This is a genomic window from Reichenbachiella sp. MALMAid0571, assembly GCF_040151475.1.
Classification (GTDB): Bacteria; Bacteroidota; Bacteroidia; order Cytophagales; family Cyclobacteriaceae; genus CAXBNB01.
Map to the genome: position 1 here is coordinate 1 of NZ_JBDKWG010000128.1, position 16,107 is coordinate 16,107.

The 16,107-nt window shown below is 38.7% G+C and carries 10 protein-coding genes; all 10 read right to left on the reverse strand.

Going from position 1 to position 16,107, the window contains the following annotated elements; translation table 11 throughout:
- Positions 1-338 precede the first annotated feature (338 nt).
- Complete coding sequence (locus AAOP42_RS11215; RefSeq protein WP_349528604.1) at positions 339-1,667, reverse strand: ATP-binding protein; 1,329 nt, start codon at positions 1,665-1,667, stop codon at positions 339-341.
- A gap of 5 nt (positions 1,668-1,672) precedes the next feature.
- Complete coding sequence (locus AAOP42_RS11220; protein ID WP_349528605.1) at positions 1,673-3,688, reverse strand: radical SAM protein; 2,016 nt, start codon at positions 3,686-3,688, stop codon at positions 1,673-1,675.
- 1 nt (position 3,689) lies between these two features.
- Positions 3,690-5,243, reverse strand: a complete 1,554-nt coding sequence (locus AAOP42_RS11225) for an ATP-binding protein (RefSeq protein WP_349528606.1) — start codon at positions 5,241-5,243, stop codon at positions 3,690-3,692.
- The gene (locus AAOP42_RS11230; protein ID WP_349528607.1) at positions 5,236-6,903 is read right to left on the reverse strand and encodes an ATP-binding protein; all 1,668 of its coding nucleotides are present in this window, start codon (positions 6,901-6,903) and stop codon (positions 5,236-5,238) included. Before AAOP42_RS11230 ends, AAOP42_RS11225 begins: the two co-directional genes overlap by 8 nt.
- A 3-nt stretch (positions 6,904-6,906) precedes the next feature.
- Entirely contained in the window at positions 6,907-8,052 is a 1,146-nt protein-coding gene (locus AAOP42_RS11235) for a hypothetical protein (RefSeq protein WP_349528608.1), read from the reverse strand.
- Positions 8,053-8,344: 292 nt separating this feature from the next.
- Positions 8,345-8,692: an L-rhamnose mutarotase gene (locus tag AAOP42_RS11240; protein ID WP_349528609.1), complete on the reverse strand. Its 348-nt coding sequence runs from the start codon at positions 8,690-8,692 to the stop codon at positions 8,345-8,347.
- A gap of 14 nt (positions 8,693-8,706) precedes the next feature.
- Positions 8,707-9,516: an L-fucose dehydrogenase gene (locus AAOP42_RS11245; protein WP_349528610.1), complete on the reverse strand. Its 810-nt coding sequence runs from the start codon at positions 9,514-9,516 to the stop codon at positions 8,707-8,709.
- Between the two features lie 15 nt (positions 9,517-9,531).
- On the reverse strand, positions 9,532-11,628 hold the full coding sequence (locus AAOP42_RS11250; protein ID WP_349528611.1) for an alpha-L-fucosidase: 2,097 nt from the start codon (positions 11,626-11,628) through the stop codon (positions 9,532-9,534).
- 165 nt (positions 11,629-11,793) lie between these two features.
- Entirely contained in the window at positions 11,794-13,446 is a 1,653-nt protein-coding gene (locus tag AAOP42_RS11255; RefSeq protein WP_349528612.1) for a beta-N-acetylhexosaminidase, read from the reverse strand.
- A 91-nt stretch (positions 13,447-13,537) separates the two neighbouring features.
- Positions 13,538-15,928 carry a glycoside hydrolase family 95 protein gene (locus AAOP42_RS11260; RefSeq protein ID WP_349528613.1) on the reverse strand — a complete coding sequence of 797 codons (2,391 nt, stop codon included), beginning with the start codon at positions 15,926-15,928 and terminating at the stop codon, positions 13,538-13,540.
- Between the last annotated feature and the right edge of the window lie 179 nt (positions 15,929-16,107).

The following is a 16,107-nucleotide window of genomic DNA, read 5'->3' on the forward strand; positions in this document are numbered from 1 at the left end:
AAAGGGTATGAATCAATGCTTTCCTACTACCAGAATACGCAACCTTCGATTCGATGAACCGCCGTATACGAGACCCGTACGTACGGTGGTGTGAGAGGTGCACCAGTGGGCTATTTGCTCACTGGCCATCTACTCGATTAGGTTTTCGTGTTTTTCGTTCTGGATAGTTCCTTTCGGTTTACCACCGTGCGGTGGGCAGCCATACTCTTTGACAAGTTTTGGTTTGTGTGGTTGGCTTGTGCGACTTGGCAATGTGTATGGCTTTGGGGTTGACATTCTGTCCATTTCTTTTATTCCAATGAGTCTATTGTGAGCCAATTATGATTCGTTTGAGCCAATTATGAGCCAATTAGTTTATAGACCGTCCCAGCACCTACTTCACCCGTTCGTTTCAACAGCATATGCTTTTCCGTCAGTTCTGTCAAATCTCTTGATGCAGTTGCTTTAGAAACGTCACATAAGTCTTGATAAATGCTATTAGATATAGATTTCTTTTCTTTTACATAAAGGACTGCTTTCAGTTGTCGCTCGTTCAAATTAAGGCTAGCAAGGTGTTTTTCATTATAAATATCCTTGTAAATGGTAACAACAATTCCTCCAGTCATTTCTGATATTTCAGGAGTTGGTAATCCTGCGGCATGACATTCATCAATGATTTTTAAGGTTCCTCTGCCCCAAGATTCAATTAAGCCGCCTTTGAAGAAAACATCCGCAAGAATCGGGTTTCGTGGATGGGAGGCATGTTTGTGTTTCAAATCTTCGAATGTCATCGGCTCTAGCAGAGTTCCAAAATTCCAAACCATGATTTTATCATCATAAAGACTGATTTGGATAGGTGCTCCCATATATTGGCGATGCACGATAGCATTTAACAGTGTTTCTCTTATCGCTTCATAAGGATATTCTGTAGTTTCAACTCTGTGCAATCCATCATACGAAATTGATTTTGTGAAATACTTCTTATCCAGTATTTCCAACGTTTGGTTTGCCAATTCAAAAGCATTACACTCTATGACTTCTTGTGACAACAAATCATCATCAGATTTTCCGAATTTTCCGATTTTTACATACGCATTGATATAGAAGTTTCTTGGGTCTTTCCCAAAAAGCAATACTGCCGAACGTTTTAGTTTTCCGTCCTTAGTAAGACGAAGATTCTCGAAAATCTGAAGAATGTCATTTTCGTTTTCGACTTGTGGTAAACGACCACTTTTCACAGCACCTTTTTTAAAAGCTTCTACCGCCTTTTCGTCAATATCATCAAGAGAAGCACTAGGTTCAGTGACATCATCCCACGTTTTACCAGACTTCCGAAGCAAGAATTCATTGAGTGCGACACCTTGGAGTTCTTGTTTTGTACTACCACTTCTGAAATGGTATTTACCATGAAAAGAAATAGGTACATCATGTGGATGTACTTCTATTTCAATGTAGTATTTACTGGCTTCTTGGTGAAGGTTCACATCACAAACAAGTCCCAAACCAGATGTAATCTTATTGGGAATGTCATCCATCAAGCGTTTGTAATCTTCTAAGCCAACTACATTGCCTTTATCATCTTTACCAATATAAATTTTGCCACCCTTAGCATTGGCAAAACCGCATATCCATTTTAGATATTCATCTCGCCAACCTTGCTTCCATTCTATGTTTTGACTTTCAGGCATATTGATTAACGGCTGATTACAGTGGGGCTTGGCTCTCGTTCCTCATAATCGTAGGTTAAAGTCAAATCAATAAATTGATCACTTTCAATTAAGTGGTCAAATTTCTTCCTTAGTTCCAAGTATTCACTATCACTTTTCTTAACATCTTCACGCGTAATAGTGTAATACTCTAATAATTTCAATATTTCCTCGTTCTTTGTCTTGTCAGATAAATTTGAAAAATCGTTTTTTTCAATAATAGCTTTGGCTTCAGGCCAAAGCTTCATATTGTTCTTTATTGAATGGAATTGTTCCTTCCATTTTTCAGTCAAACCTAATTCCTCTTCAAATAATTGGCGGTAGATAATAAACGTTTCTGGCATGTAGAGCAAATCAAAATATCCTTCTACATTTGAACCGTATGCCTTTTCGAAAAATGAACGCTCAGGCGGAACAATACCTCTTGTCGCATTACTTATAGATTGAATGGCACGTATGAATTTTTTATTCCAGAGCTTACCTATATGTTGTCTATCCTTTGCCTCTTCACCAAATAGCGGGATGTACTTCATGGGGAATGAATAAATGTGAATGTTCAGTTCCTCAGACAACTCCATATTTATTTGCATCCTCAAATAAAGTTCTTCCGGCTTGTCCTTAAAGTTGAAGAGTAGATAGTTTGAAAGCCGGTTGATATCATATTTTGCAGCAAGGCGCACAGCATTTTCATATTGTTTTCTAATTCCCCAATAGTCGAAAGCTATTCTTAGTGGATTAATGGGAATCTCACTAATCATCTTCATTATTTCATCAGTGACATATCGGGCATCTGTCCCTTGATTGAAATCCACATACCTATTTCTTGGTGCCTTATTACGATATTTTTCATAGATTTCTTTCAATTCTTCATTGGCACTAAGTAGATTTTCACGTGTAACTGTTTCATATTTGATGAGTTGATATTGATCATATATGTCATAGACTTTTTGGGCAACCTCTCCCTTTACTCTCTTTTCAATAAATTCCTTTAAAATCGAATAACTACGTTTTATGTATGCAGCGTCATTGACTCCCTTTTTGAGATTTTGAATGGCAATTTTTAATTGATTTGGTTCAATGTATTTTGCACCTTTCACGAATCCCATTTCCTTAATCTCTTGAATGATTTCTGGGAATTTTGGAGATGCTAAAACATTGTTGTCCATCAGAAGCAAATTCTGTTGTTCACCATAGAGTTCGTCTATTATAGCAAATTTGTTCTTCGTAGGTATTTTTTCTTTATAGGTTGGCTCAAGTATTGGCACTGAACAAAAGGCACAAGTCCTTGTACAACCTTTCGTCATAAAAGTAAAATAGGCACTGCCAGTAGGGTATTTGTAATCTGTCTCATCCAAAATCGAATAATCCAACGGCAAATCGTCAATGACCAAATGTTTTGCTTTAGCAATATTTGGGTCGAGCATCCCAGGTTTATCCAAAATCCCCTCAAATGGTATAATACCCGTTTCTGCCTCCACTTCTTTCGCCAATAAAGAAGCTAAGACACCACCGATCTTGAGTTCTTTCTGATCCTTTACAAGGCACTTGGCATCCTCAATTGTCTTAATAGTAATATCCCAATAAAATGTGAAAAGGGTCGTGATATAAACTCGATCCCATTTGGGGTCTTCTTCGTACTTCCTATTTTTATAGTAATCAGAAAAATGTTTGAGCCAAATCTCAAAAAGAGGAATTTGATTCGTTAAACTCTGGTCGAGTTCATCAAGAAAGGTTTTCAATTTAGTTGAATGACCAGATTTCAAATAAGCAACAATTTCATCCGACTTCTTCAGCCAATTGATTGTGTCATTTATTTCACTTAATTTATTTAGGCAGTCACCTAATATTTGGCCAAAAACAAACTCCTTTAAATCTCCCTTATAAAACACTACATGATCACCTAGCATTCTATGATAGGTGGCAATTTTCATCAAGCCAATTGGCGGGTACTTGTTTTTATAACCAGGTTCTATCAGGAGAATTTTTCTTATTTCCTTACTCATTTTACTTGCTTAAATCTTCCTTAATTTTCTCCTTCAAAATGTTTGCAATATCCTTTGGGAGCACATTGTCTATAACCGCATAAATCTGAGAGACTAACTTTCTGTCTTTACGGCTCAAGCTGGTAATATCATCGGTAATGTATTTGGGCTTACCATTATCATTTGCAATAACTATATGTTCAATTTCAGGTTCATCATGTCCTATAACTTTTTCATAAACCTTTTGATGAGATGGAGAACTGGTACTGGCTTTTTCCTGTGCTTTTTCTAGCTCTTTCGTTGCTAATTGCGCTTTTTCCCTTTTTAACTCAAATTTCTCCCGATACTCTTTTTGCTCCTTGTTATCAGTAAACCCCCCAGTTGTTGATTTCTCATTATACTCATTTGCGAAAGTTTTGAAATCATCTATTTTCTTTACCTCGTTTCTGATTTTTGAAGAGAAGTAATAGAGCTTATGTAACTCATCAAATTTTGACTTAACCAGTCGTTCGAACTCTACTAAATCTGAATTTTCAAGAAAGTAGTCTCGTCTGGCGTTAGGTATAAGTTCAGAACTTATCGTGTGTATTTCACCAAAAAAATATTTAGTGCCTCGTGCTTCTTTGAACAGCTTGGTCAAGGCTTCATCTAATCCAATTTGAATATTCCCCTTTCTTAATCGAAGGCTTCTTGCCGTATTGACGCTGGGAATAACTTTGGTGAAATTTGAAATGCTGTGCCAACCCCAAGCCAGTAATTTGTTTTTTGAGGTTCTGATTTCAAAAAATTCAATATCATGAATTTCATCAATCTTTTTCTTGTTCCCATGATCTCCCTCATAGATACTCGTGGTGTAAGCTTTGAATACTTGATCGTTATTTACCGAAATTGCATATTCATCAATGTTAAAATTTAATTCTTCTGCCTTATCGCAGATTTTCTTTTTAAAAATAAAGCCCTTTGAATATGGAACAGGAGCCACCATTGTCAAGTACTGGTAAACATCCTCTCTGTCTAACAAAGCATTGTTACTAACGCCTTTCAGAGTCACTCTAAAATAGTGAGAGTCTCCTGATTCCTTTTCAGTTTGAAACTCTGTCACATCATCAATCACAGCGGTTGCCTCTTCCTTCGTAGCTCTGTTATTGATAATGGCCTTTAACTTTTGGGAATCCCAGGTAAGAATAGATTTTGTCTCTTCTCCTTTGAAGCTGGTTTCAAAAATCAATTTGTCACAATAAGCCAAGCCACCAAGTCTCCCAATTCCTCGAAACCCTTTGTTTTTAGTTCTGTCCTTCGTTGATTGAGCTATATTTTTAAGGATTTCTTGAACTTTATTGCTTTCAATACCAGTCGCATTATCAAATATTGAAATTGTCCTTGCTGTAGCGTCAATATCTATTTCAATTTTTCCGTCTCCTAAATCCGAAAAAATTCCATCCTCTAGTGCTTTGTCAATTTGATCAGCACTATTTTGAATATACTCTCTGAAAATAAAACGAGAGTCCTCATACATCCCTAACGTCAATGATTCTATAACGTCTTTGCCTATTTTCGTATCTACTGACTTAACCATTCGGGAATTGTTTATAAAGCGGTCTTGGGAATTTTATATTGAGCAACGAACGAAAAACAGGATGTTCAATAATGTATTCACCCGGGTCTAATCTGGTCATCATATTTTTATAGACTGGTGGAACAAACCTGTAATCTCCTTTGGAAATTTCGATTGCGTTTGTTCGACCATAAGCATGAGTAGCACAGTTTCCTTTTACCCTATCATGTATTGCACTTTTGAATTGCTCAACTGAAAACAGGATTATACCTAAAGAGCGACCTCTTTCTGATATATCAATGATTTGTCTGAGAATCGGTGAGTCTTTTGGAATATCTTTTGACGCATATTTGTTTAACTCATCAATAAATATGACAATTTTTGAAGGTATCTCAATTTCGTTTCTATCTTCCTGCCCAAGCTTTAGGTCATAAATTGCTCGAATGACATCTCCAAAAACAAAGGCCTGTGTGTCTTGATCCAACTTCGCAATATCGATTACATGAATATCATTTTTTTTGATATCCTTGATTGAATCCCTTAATCGTATCTCATTTTTCTCTGGGACAACTCGTTGACTGAAAATTGAATTGTTTAGTGCTTTTGAAATTACCCTTTTGAATTTACGCCAGCTCATAACAGATATTTCCTTGTCACCACCTTGCTGACCAGACTTGGTAAATTCACCTACCTTGTTAATGAACTGAGACCAACTCGTTACGTCACCGAACCCACCTTGATCTGTAATGATAAAATTGATTATCGATTCCATTGTGCCAGTAGAATCTTCAATATTTGAAAAAAGTAAGTCTAAATTCAGCTTATCATCTTCAAATACATATTTGTATTTGAAACCCTTGTTAGTGTCAATTTGTGCCTCAATGTCAGAGTTTTGCCCATAGCTATATGTCTTGGAATTTGATTGGTCTGAATAAGGATAGTAGTACTTGGCATTTTTAAAAGGCTCAGTTGAAAGTCCCAGCATATTTGTGTACCTAGTTTTCTCTTCTTCTGTCAATTCTTCATTTGGTTCATCAATCGCCAATAAATCTCTACCTTTCACATTGAACATGACAAAAGCAATTGAATCGTCACTACTATCAGTTTTTAAGTACTGCTCTTGGATAGCCTTCATTAAAAACATGGTATAAGAAGTTTTTGCAGCAAGCCCAGAAATACCAGAAATATTCAAATGCGCTCCTTCTGGTCCAATCAAGAATTGTGAATTGAGATGTACAGGAAGAGTGATTTTATCTTCTGCACGATACATTTCCATATATCCACAAACCAGTGGGTTTTTAATATTCTTCAGACCAAGGGCTTGCAAAACTTCTGCTTGGTCAGCAAGTCCAACTTTACTTCCATCCAGAACAGGGGTATAGATGCTTTTATCGTTTCCTAGAACTTTGGCTTTTACAAAGTTCATCCCAATCCTGTGCATATTTGGCTCGTTGTTGACATCACCAAAATCACTAGAGATGAAGTTGCTCAAATAACTGGCTGAGTCTGTGATATGAGATATCTCTTCAATGATTCCGAAGGATATTGAACCTTCAATATGTTCTACTTTTACAACATCAAAAGGATTTAGTATCCGTTGCTTGTTAGTCCAAAAATAGAACTCATCTATAGTTGTAGGATTTTTCTCAGTAGCCGCAACTTTGCCAATTGTTTTTGTCATAATCTAAAATAAGTTGATAAAATGAATATCACTTAGATATTTGCTTTTAATATAGCTTTCCGTTAAATGAATAGGGTAAAGATGCTTTGCCCATCTATCGTCTTTTCCATAACAAACAGGATTTCGTTCATTTATGATGTTTGCACTTATCAAATCTATTTCATCAGAATCCAAACCCTCTTCTTCCTGAATATCCCTAACGAGTATTTTCTCGATTTTTAACACCCCGTCAAATGGACTTAATGTTTCACGAATCCTTAAGTACCAAACAGCGAATTTCACGTCTGGAATCCTTTCTGTTTGATACATAAAAGCAGGTGTTCGATGATTGATTTTGAGTTCAGCAATGCTTCGTGATATGTCTCTAACATCATTCGATAGGGCCTCCGGGTTAAATGCTTTTGAAACCCCTATTACACAATCGTAGTTTGACTTGATTTGAGATAGTTCCCTCGCTTCTCCACTTTTCATGTATTCCAAAGAACCGTCTTTTATCAAAAAAGAATCAGCATTAAGTTTCTTTGCTTTGACAAGTTCAAAAACAACCTTCTGCTCCAGAGCAATCATTTCATCCTGTATCTTGGCTATTCCTCGATCTTCATATTTGTCATTCTCCTTTAAGGCCGTGTTTTTATATGGAAGGATTTTGCTGAAATTTAGTTTTTGTGTTTTAAGGATTTCCTGCCCGTTCAATTTCCTAATTAGGTTGGTGAAAAACTGGTCATTGTTACCGATTGTTGTTTGGGCGTTGGCATTCTCCGGAATTGAAATAACGAGTGGGTTTTTTAAGTTCACAGGTTTGAAGGTGTGTTTATCTTGTCGCTCGCAAACAGCGACACCAATTTGTCCTGCAATTATGGGGTACAGCCTTTTTCCATAGGCTATGTCGTCAACCTTATATGTCCTTCGAGAGCCATCCAAAAAGTATTTGAAAAGTGGTGATCCGTTTTTACCTATTTTATCTGCTAAGTTTTTGAGGGATTTTGTGGTTGTTAAGCTTTTATCAGTCTCTCCTTTTTTCTTTACTTGGATTCCTCTTTTATCTTCATAATCCAACTTTGGAATATCCACAGATTCAAAGCAGTATTTGTAAGATTTGTAATTCTTGCCATCAGTTTCTTTAGCTATAAAATCTAATATTTTGTCCATTCTCATTTTGGTTCGCGGCGCAAAGGTAATTTAGGCTCTTTTGATTTTTTTTGCGTTGAATTTGAGCGTTGGAAAAATCAAATGTGCCTAAATGTGTGATGGCTTATCCGTCCCTACGCATGGCATACAACATTTGAGTATCACGCACTGTGCGTTATATATGCACTATACTTTTCTCAAATCTAATGAATTTTTAAATTGATTCCTTTATTTAATATTTATTACCAAATAGTTGATGTTTCTATTTGGCAATATAGACCCAACGAATTATATATAATTTACCCGGGGATTTTCACCCATTCTCCTTCAAATCAAAAACCTTGTCCATCAGCATCCACTTTTGACCCGGAGCTGCCCAGGGCAATGCTTGCTGGTATTTCCACATCAAGTCCTCCCACTCCTGCACTTTAGGATTTTCCTGATCCATTTTAGTTTTTCTTTCAAAAGAAAAAGTTTCATCCACTTCCAGAATCATAAACATTCGGGTTTCCAGCCTGTATATTTGAGAACTGACCACACCACCATCTACTATGCTTTTTGTTATTTCCGGCCATATTTTTTCGTGGTATTTTTCGTATTCTTTAATAAGTTTCGGATCATCTTTCAGATCCAATGCCAGACAATATCTTGTTGTTTTCATATCGCTATAGTTGTTTATATAGTTTTGCTTTTTCTATCTACACCAGCAAGAGCCCGATCCAAATGTACATAACCACCATCTACAAACAGAAACTGTCCTGTGATGTGAGATGCCCTGTCTGACATCAGAAAGACCGTCATATCAGCTATTTCCTCACTGGTAGTCATTCTGCCTCCCAAAGGTATTTTTTCAGTGATTGCTTTCAACTTGGTTTCTGGATCGTCAAATGATTTGAGCCAATTTGCATACAGTGGTGTCATCACTTCCGCAGGAATAACAGCATTCACACGTATGCCATATTGTAATAGCTCTACCGCCCACTCTCTGGTCAATGCCAGTTGCGCCCCTTTGGATGCTGCATATCCTGACGTACTCCCCTGCCCTGTCAAGGCAGTTTTGGAACTGATATTTACAATAGCGCCTTTACTTTTCTTCAAAGCATCAAGGCAAAAATGTGCCAGATTGTAATAGTGGTGAAGGTTTTTCTCTAACGAACCCAGGAATTCATCCGGAGTTCCTTTTTCCAGGCCTACTCCATCATTGATTCCAGCATTGTTGATTAGTCCGTCTATTCTGCCATATTTTGCCAGGGTCTGGTCAACCACACTCTTACAATTCTCCACTGAAGACAATTCCACTTTGATGAAAAATGACTCCTTTCCGGCATCTGCAAATTCTTTCACCAATTGATCTCCAGAAACCTGATCCCGTCCTGCTATCACCGGAATGGCTCCTTCTGCAACAAGGCATCTTGTAATGCCTTCACCAATCCCCTTTGATCCACCTGTAACGATAATTACCTTATCCTTTATTTTTAAATCCATAATTGAATAGTTTTATTATTTCGTTATTATTCCTATTTCAGCAATGACTGCTTTGTTACTATCATTCATAACTTTGTCTGCCACGATCTTGATGTACCTTCCATTAACTGATTTACCAAAATCTACCTGTTGCTCCAAAGGGTTGTTGACAATATTTGAAAACTCTCCTTTGGACACAAGTGCCCATTTTCTGTTGTCTTTACTGGTATAAAAACTAAAGTGCGTTATTACACCCGACACCCATCTGCTTTGAGTTGGCGTATAGCTAAACCCTTTCAAAGTCTCTGGTTTTCCCAAATCCAACACCAACTGTATATTGCCTTTACCACCCTCCAATGTCCAATTTGAGTTTGGATTGTCGTCTATGGCTTTTACAGATTCATCCGGTGCATTCAATATTTTCCAATCTTTTTTGCTGACATCAAAACTCTTTTCAACCACATCACTCTGACGTTTTGTTACCGGATCATAGGAAAATGTTTTAATCGTTGCTGGTTGGTTTACATCAAACACATTGGAATATTTCTTGGATTGTAATGTGGGATTCCCACCATCCATTGTATAGTAAACCTCCACCCCTTCTTCAGGTGTACCCAATGTCACCATGCCATTTTTGTCCCTGGAAACTACAGGAGCATCTACGATCACCGGAGCATTGTACAGGCTAATATTGGAAATAACAGGACATGCCTTTGAATCAATGATGTTCAACCTGACTTTTGTGGCCTCCACATTATCAAACCTTAATATCCTTTTATATCCTATAGTAGTTTGATTATCTATTGTTTTCCAATTGCCATCTACCTCAGCCTCCAAGGAAAAAGCTTTGATCCTTTGGCCAAGAGGAATGTGCTCCTGAACCAGGAACCTGTTAAATTCGGTTGGTTCACCCAAATCTATGGTGATGGAAGCCGTAATTTGTCCATCATCAGTTGCCCAATAGGTATCTTTATTTTCATCATTGACATTGCTGGCTGCATACCCGGATGCATCACCCCTAACATTTGTTGCGCTTACTGTTTTGTTCAATGCAAGGTCTTCTGCAAAATCAAGTTTCAACTGTTTGGTCAACTTTTGAAGTTGTTTTACATCGTTTTCATGCACCAAGCCACGTCTGTCCAATGGAAAATTGAGCAACAAATTACTATTTTGGCCTATCGACCTGTAGTAAATCTCCAATAGTTCGTTCAAAGACCTTACTTTGTTGTCCTCTGACGTGTGGTAGTACCAACCTGGCCTTATAGATACATCTGCTTCTGCCGGCACCCAATGGGTACCATTTTCCTGGCCTGGTGAGTATTGTTTGGAGTACTCCGGCATACCGCCATATACTTCATCCCTAAGCAACGGCGACCATGTGGTGGGGTAGGCATAGCCATGCTCATTTCCTACCCAGCGTACGTCCGGCCCACCATCACTGAAAATCACCGCATTTGGCTGTAGTTCCCGAATGATCTTGATGGTATTCTCCCAGTCGTAATAGTTCCTTTTGTCCACACGTCGTTCCTCTTTGGCTCCACCATAGTATCCGTCTCCACCGTTTGCACCATCGAACCACACTTCAAATATTTCTCCGTAATTAGTCAGCAACTCTCTAAGTTGATTTCTGAAATAGGTGATATACTCCGGTTTGCCATAGTCAGCATGATTTCTATCCCATGGAGACAAATAAACTCCCATTTTGAGTCCGTATTCTTTGCATGCTTCAGCAAGGTCTTTCAATACATCTCCTTTACCATCTCTCCATACCGAATTTTTCACTGAGTATTCAGTATATTCAGAAGGCCACAAACAAAAACCATCATGGTGTTTGGCTGTAATGATCAACCCTTTCATTCCTGCTTCTTTTGCGACTTTTGCCCACTGCCTGGCATCCAAAGCTGTCGGATTAAATACCTCAGGAGACTTATCTCCATATCCCCATTCCTGATTGGTGAAAGTGTTCATATTGAAATGGAGAAATCCGTAGAATTCCATCTCCTGCCAAGCTACTTGCTGTACTGTTGGTACGGGATTTACTGGTTCCGGAGGAACAACCGGAGTACTACATGAAACCAATATTGTCAATATGAGTCCAATAAAATATTTTCCTTTTCCTGATAAAATAGTCATATCTGAATTTTTAAACCGAATCAAAAATTAAAGAAATCATTAGACATTATCACGGTTGATTTATTATGGAGAATTTTGCTTTTAAAAAAACCGCCAATTCATTGCTAATTTTGGAGAAAAAAATCTTGTAATCTCTCTATGCACAATCAACCGTGATAATGTCTATTAAGGCTGAATCATGTGCCTGGCATAATTCAATCCCAATTCATCAAATCGCTTGAATTGAGAATCCATACGTTGGGTAAAATCACTCCAATCCCGGTTCGCTTTAGGGCTCCATACCACTTCTGAAAGAGCAGTCATACGAGGCAAAACCATATACTCTGCATGTTCGGGTGTTTTGATGTATTCTGTCCAGACATTTGCCTGAGCACCAAGAATGTATTTTGCTTCTTCGGCAGAAAGCTCTTCAGGTACAGGCTCATAAGAATATACCTTTTCTACACTGGTAAAGCCACCAATTGCCAACAGCTCGTTTTCTTTGTCTTTGGTTTGATAATGGTCGAAATAGCAGTGAGACCCTGGAGTCATGATCACATCATGGCCTTGCTTTGCAGCCTCAATACCTCCTTTAATTCCTCTCCAGGACATCACTGTGGCATTTGGAGCCAGACCACCTTCCAGAATCTCATCCCATCCAATGATAGCACGCCCTTTGCTGTTGATGAATTTTTCCATACGAGTGATAAAATAACTTTGCAACTCGTGCTCATCTTTCAATCCTTCCTTTTTGATCAAATCCTGGCAGAAGGCACTTTCTTCCCATGCTTTCTTTGGGCATTCATCACCTCCGATATGTACATATTTACTTGGAAAAAGATCGAAAACTTCAGTGAGTACATTCTCCAAAAATTCGAATGTCTCTTCTTTTGGACAATACACATCATTGAAAACACCCCATCGGGTAGCTACCTCAAATGGGCCATCAGTGCATCCCAATTCCGGATAAGCAGCTAAAGCTCCAAGAGAATGCCCGGGCATCTCAATTTCAGGAATTACAGTCACAAATCTTTCTTTGGCATAGGCTACAATCTCCTTTACTTCGTCCTGAGTATAAAATCCTCCATAACGTTTCCCATCGAAAGTCATGTCTTCAAGTTTAGCCCCTCCATGTCCAATCAGCGTTTCTTTTCTCCATGCCCCAATTTCTGTCAGTTTAGGATATTGTTTGATCTCAATTCTCCATCCCTGATCTTCTGTCAAGTGCCAGTGCATGGTATTCATTTTGTGCATGGCGATCAGGTCAATGTATTCTTTTACAAAATCAACAGGAAAGAAATGTCTAGCTACATCAAGGTGCATTCCTCGGTATTTGAAACGTGGATTGTCTTCAATTTCAACAGCTGCTATTTTCCATGGCTGATCCAGTTTGCTTTTACTTTCAATCTCCGCAGGCATCAACTGACGAAGTGTCTGAACTCCGTAAAACAGCCCTGCTGGTTTTTTTGCTTTGATGATCACCTGATCTTTGTTCACGGAAAGTTTATATCCTTCTTCTCCTATGATCGAATTGTCAAGAGATAAAAATATATCTCCATCTTCTGGTTCGTTTCCGTTTTTAACTTCCAGGTTAAAACCAGTTGATTGTGTGATCAAATTTTGAAATGCATTTGCTGCATAGGTCATTCCCTCTCCAGAACCATCAAGAATGATATTAGATGAAGCAGTCAATTTAAACTGACCATCTACTTTGGTCAACTTTTCAGGCATTGGGATAATACTGTACTCGTTTGGAGTGGAAACTTCGGCACACCGACTACAGATTAGAAATGTCGATAGCACTACGATGGAAAACAGGAATTGGCTTAATACTTTCATATTTTTTACTTTAAAGAATTTTAAATGTTTAGTAGTTATTTATTGCGCCGCTATATTAAATATTAAGTGGTAAGATTCCAATGATTTAGAGTTACTCAATGATTTTCAAACTTCCATCAAATTGAATGGACTTCCCTTTTGAGAAATTACCTTCCACCATATTGACTCCATATTTTATCATGGCTTTTGTGTCGTAAGCTGAAGTAACTAACAGGTTTATAAGCTTGCCATTTTCCCATTCAATATCCACGGTAAAACCGCCACGTGCTTTAAGGCCTGTAATTTTCCCCGAAAGCCATGCGTCAGGTAAAGCAGGCAATATGTGAATAGTACCTGTGTGGGACTGTACAAGCATTTCTGCCATTCCTGCTGTTGCTCCCATGTTTCCATCCAACTGAAATGGCGGATGGGTAGAAAAAAGATTGGTATATACCCCTCCGCCATCCATCATATTTACTCCGTCATCAGAAGTCAGTTGCATCGCCCTTTTCAATAATTTGTAGGCATGATTTCCATCCAACAATCGTGACCAAAAATTGATTTTCCATGCAATAGACCAGCCCGTACCATCATCTCCTCTTCCTTTTAGTGAAACTTTAGCAGCTTCTGCCAACTCCGGTGTATCAGCAACCGATATTTGGTTGCCTGGATGCAAAGCATACAAATGTGACACATGACGGTGTTTGTTGTCAGGATCATCCCTGTCTTCTTTCCATTCCTGCAATTGCCCCCACTTACCAATTCTCAAAGGAAGTAGGTTGTCTCTTGCTCCTATCAATTGCTGTTTGAAAGCATCGTCTGTATCCAATACTTCACAAGCTTTGATACAATTGTTAAAAATATCCCAGGCTATTTCAATGTCCATGTAAGCCCCGGTAGATATTCCTCCCTGCTCCGGTGAATAGGATGGAGAAGAGACCAAATGTCCTTCCTGATCTTTGGTCAGATAGTCCAGCCAAAACAGGGCTGCTTCCTTCATGATCGGATAACCTTTGTTTTGAAGAAAATCCTTGTCTCCTGTAAAATCATAATGCTCCCAAATGTGTCGTCCATACCATGCTGCTCCACCGGGGAAAAATCCCCATGGAAAACTCCACCCTGGTGCGGTAAAACCAAAAGTGTTGTTCATGGTGTTGACCACCCATCCTCTGGTATTGAAAAATTCCTGTGCCGTCTTGCGCCCAGGATCTCTTAATTTATCTATGTATTCGATTAGAGGAAGATGGCATTCAGACAGATTAGTTACTTCCACTGGCCAATAAATCATCTGTATGTTGATATTGGCATGGTAATCAGATGCCCATGGCGGATTGGTTTTGTTGTTCCATTTGCCCTGCAGATTGGCTGGCAAGGTACCCGGCCTGGAACTGCTGATCATCAGGTAACGCCCATACTGAAAATATAGGGCTTCCAATGAAGGGTCAGGCTTTCCAGAAGCATAAGCCTTCAACCTTTCATCAGTAGGAATTGCATCGTTTTTAGCATTGCCAAGTTGGAAATTCACTCTGGAATAGAGCGAACTGTAATCCCTTTTGTGTTCGTTAAGCAAATCGCTATAACTTGCTGATTTGACTGATGCTATGCTTTTCTTATTCAATGCTTCATAATCCCTACCAGTATAGGAAGGATATTCGTTTTGGTAGTCAGTAGCAGCAGTAAGGTACAAAGTCAGTTTCTTGGAAGCTTTAACAAACAGTTTACCATCAGAAAAATTAATCTCTCCTCCAACTGATTCCACCAACATACGGCTTTCAAAACCCATTCCATTGTTTGCCAGATTCCCCGACACAATGAGTTGGTTGTCTTTGAACACCACATCCAGATTCTTATGGAGAGAGGTCTGCCTTACTTCATAATCACTGCCGTCAGGATTATTGTTTTCAAAACGCAAAACAATTGTACGCTTAGGATAACTCGCAAAATATTCGCAATGATAGGTCACACTGCCTACTTCATAATCCACAGATCCTATGGCATCCGAAATATTGAGTTGCCTCCGGTAGTTTTTCTTTTCTCCTTGGTGATCGGTTTTCACATAGACATCCCCAAAAGCCTGATAAGCTCCAAAACCCACCCAGCCTTCTTTAGTGCTAGCCTTAATTACTCCGGAGAGCTCCTTATTGGCGAGCTGATGTGCTTCATCAAACTTGCCCTCATTCAACAACCTTCTTACTTCCGGTAAATACTTATATGCTCCTTCCCTGTTTCCTCCATTGTATCCATCCCATTCTCCTTTGCCGCCTGACCAAAGTGTCTCCTCATTAAACTGGATGCGTTCTTCATCTACTCCTCCGAAAAACATGGCACCCATATACCCATTGCCAATTGGCAGGGCTTCTGTCATCCATGAAGTAGCTGGCTGGTTGTACCAGATTTTGTCAATATTTTTTGATTCTTCTAAGGCTTTCTTTTCCTGTTTTTTTCCACAAGAAAAAAGGACAACAGCCAAACAAAACAACAAAAAGGGTCTGTTTAATATCATAGTTTTAAATTGTTTAGTCTTAAAATATCAACTGGTACAACAATTAACTTACCTATCGTCCCTCCAAGGACAGGGCAAACGCATTTAAAACTATCCCCAGACTCCTGACTGCCTTCAGGCAAGTTGTTCTGGGGTCTGCTAGAGTTGACTGTAACTCTAGCAGATACCGCAACAAGTGC